The sequence below is a fragment of the Methanosarcina sp. genome (assembly GCF_035390745.1).
Lineage (GTDB): Archaea > Halobacteriota > Methanosarcinia > Methanosarcinales > Methanosarcinaceae > Methanosarcina.
The window spans coordinates 1-2,436 of record NZ_DAOOUJ010000129.1 but is presented as its reverse complement, the minus strand read 5'-3'; the positions used below and the strand labels follow the sequence as shown (position 1 = coordinate 2,436).

Sequence of the window (2,436 nt, the reverse complement as noted above, 5' to 3'; positions counted from 1 at the left end):
TTAACTCGAAAGAAAGGTCTTGTGAGCCCCATAATCCATTACCTTTTTTTTCACTGCATTTCCTCATCAGGTATCAAGAACAAATTTTGGATTGAAAAATAAATTTTTTTGAACAAGGAGAATGAAAATGAAGATTTTGCTTATCGGCGGAGGCGGAAGGGAACACGCCATTGCCGAAGGAATAAAGAAAAGCAAGCATAACCCTATCCTTTATGCGTTAATGGCAAAGAAAAATCCGGGAATTGCCGCCCTCTGTGAGGACTTCCTGCTCGAAAAAGAAACAGAGGTTGAAAAAATCGTAGAATATGCAAAAGCTAAGGGCATTGAGATGGCTTTTGTGGGTCCTGAAGCTCCACTTGCAGCAGGAGCTGCAGATGCCCTGTGGGAAGCCGGAATCCCTGTTGTAGGCCCCAAAAAAGCCTGTGCGGTTATTGAGTTTGACAAGGCATGGGCAAGAAATTTCATGAAGAAATACGGTATAGAAGGCTGCCCTGCCTATGAAGTTTTTACAGATGAAGCTCCAGCACACGCTTTTATTGAAAAGCTGGGCGATGTTGCAGTCAAGCCCTCGGGACTTACAGGCGGAAAAGGAGTAAAAGTCATGGGCGACCAGCTCCCTGACCTTAAAGCTGCAAAGGAATATACAAGCGAGCTTCTGGAAAAAGGGCCTGTGGTTATTGAGGAGCGTTTCATAGGAGAGGAATTCACCCTCCAGGCATTTGTTGACGGAAAAAACCTTGCCTTTTTCCCTGCAGTTCAGGACCATAAGAGAGCTTATGAAGGGGACCTCGGACCAAACACAGGCGGAATGGGTTCATACACTGACGCAGGAGAGATCCTTCCTTTCATGCTTCCCGAAGACATCGAGAAGGCAAAAAAGATTATGCGACATACAGTAACAGCTCTGCACGAGGAAACCGGAACCGGATATAAGGGAATTCTTTACGGACAGTTTATCCTTACAGCCAGCGGCCCCAAAGTCGTGGAGTTCAATGCAAGGTTTGGAGACCCTGAAGCCATGAACGTTATCCCCCTTATAGAGACTGATTTTGTAGAAATAATGTCTGCTGTGGTAAAAGGAACCCTCGGAAACCTGCCTGTAAAGTTCAGCAGAAAAGCTACAGTATGTAAATACGCAGTCCCGGCAGGCTATCCGGACAATCCAGAAAAAGACAGTGAGGTAGCCGTAGGAGATATAGGGGAAGCTTCAGTTTATTATGCAAGTGTATACGAAAAAGAAGGGAAAATTTATACTACCAGCTCCCGTGCCGTTGCTGTTGTAGGGTGCGCAGACACAATAGAAGCTGCAGAAAAGATCGCTCAGAATGCTCTTGAAAATATTCACGGTAGACTCTTCTTCAGGAGAGACATAGGCACTGCCAGTCTTATCCAGAAAAGAATAGACCATATGAAAGAACTTAGAGGCTGATTGTTTAAAAAATATGCAGGAGTACCCGTAAAAATATGTGTAAATAAGTACTATGCATTAATATAAAGCTTGGATTCAACCAGAAGTTTAAATTCAGCCAGAAAGAAGTCGGGGTTTGAGACGATGAAGAGAGATGTACTTTCTATAACTGACCTGTCCAGGGAGGAGATATACGAACTCCTTGAATCGGCCGCTGACCTGAAGAAAAAACGTAAGGCAGGAGAACCTACCGAATACCTTAAGCACAAAAGCCTTGGAATGATTTTCGAAAAATCCTCCACAAGGACCAGAGTATCCTTTGAAGTTGCAATGAGCGATTTCGGAGGGCATGCCCTTTACCTGAACTCCAGGGATATCCAGGTAGGCAGAGGCGAAACCATTGAAGACACAGCCAGAACCCTTTCCGGCTACCTGCACGGGATCATGGCAAGGGTTATGAGCCATGAGACCGTGAAAAAGCTTGCCGAATTCTCGACCATACCCGTGATAAACGCCCTTTCAGACAGGGAACACCCCTGCCAGATCCTTGGCGATTTCATGACCATCATGGAGTGCAAAAACAGGTTTGAAGGCCTGAAGTTTGCCTGGATTGGCGACGGGAATAATGTCTGCAATTCCGCCCTTCTTGGCTCGGCAATTATGGGTATGGAATTTGCCATTGCATGCCCGAAAGGTTACGAGCCCAAAGCCGAATTCCTTGAGCAGGCAAAAGCCCTTGGAGGGAAATTCACAATCACAGACGACCCAGGAACTGCCGCAAAAGATGCAGACATAATATATACTGATGTCTGGGTCTCCATGGGGGATGAAGCAGAGCAGGAAAAGCGCCTTAGGGACTTTAAATCTTTCCAGGTCAATACCGAACTCCTCGGAGTCGCAAAGCCGGACGTAATAGTAATGCACTGCCTGCCTGCAAGGAGAGGTCTTGAAATTACTGATGAAGTTATGGACGGCCCGAACTCCGTAATCTTCGAAGAGGCAGAAAACCGCCTGCATGCGCAGAAAGC

The 2,436-nt window shown here is 46.1% G+C and carries 2 protein-coding genes; both read left to right on the top strand.

The window, feature by feature from the left end; genetic code table 11:
- Nucleotides 1-127 precede the first annotated feature (127 nt).
- Nucleotides 128-1,429, top strand: a complete 1,302-nt coding sequence (gene purD, locus PLL47_RS14785; RefSeq protein WP_324447333.1) for a phosphoribosylamine--glycine ligase — start codon at nt 128-130, stop codon at nt 1,427-1,429.
- A 123-nt stretch (nt 1,430-1,552) separates the two neighbouring features.
- A partial coding sequence (gene argF, locus PLL47_RS14780) for an ornithine carbamoyltransferase (RefSeq protein WP_324447331.1) occupies nt 1,553-2,436 on the top strand: 884 nt, incomplete at its 3' end.

What these genes read in the sequence shown, in the direction of transcription:
- purD (WP_324447333.1), top strand. Translation starts at nt 128, where the DNA reads ATGAAGATTTTGCTTATCGGCGGAGGCGGAAGGGAACACGCCATTGCC.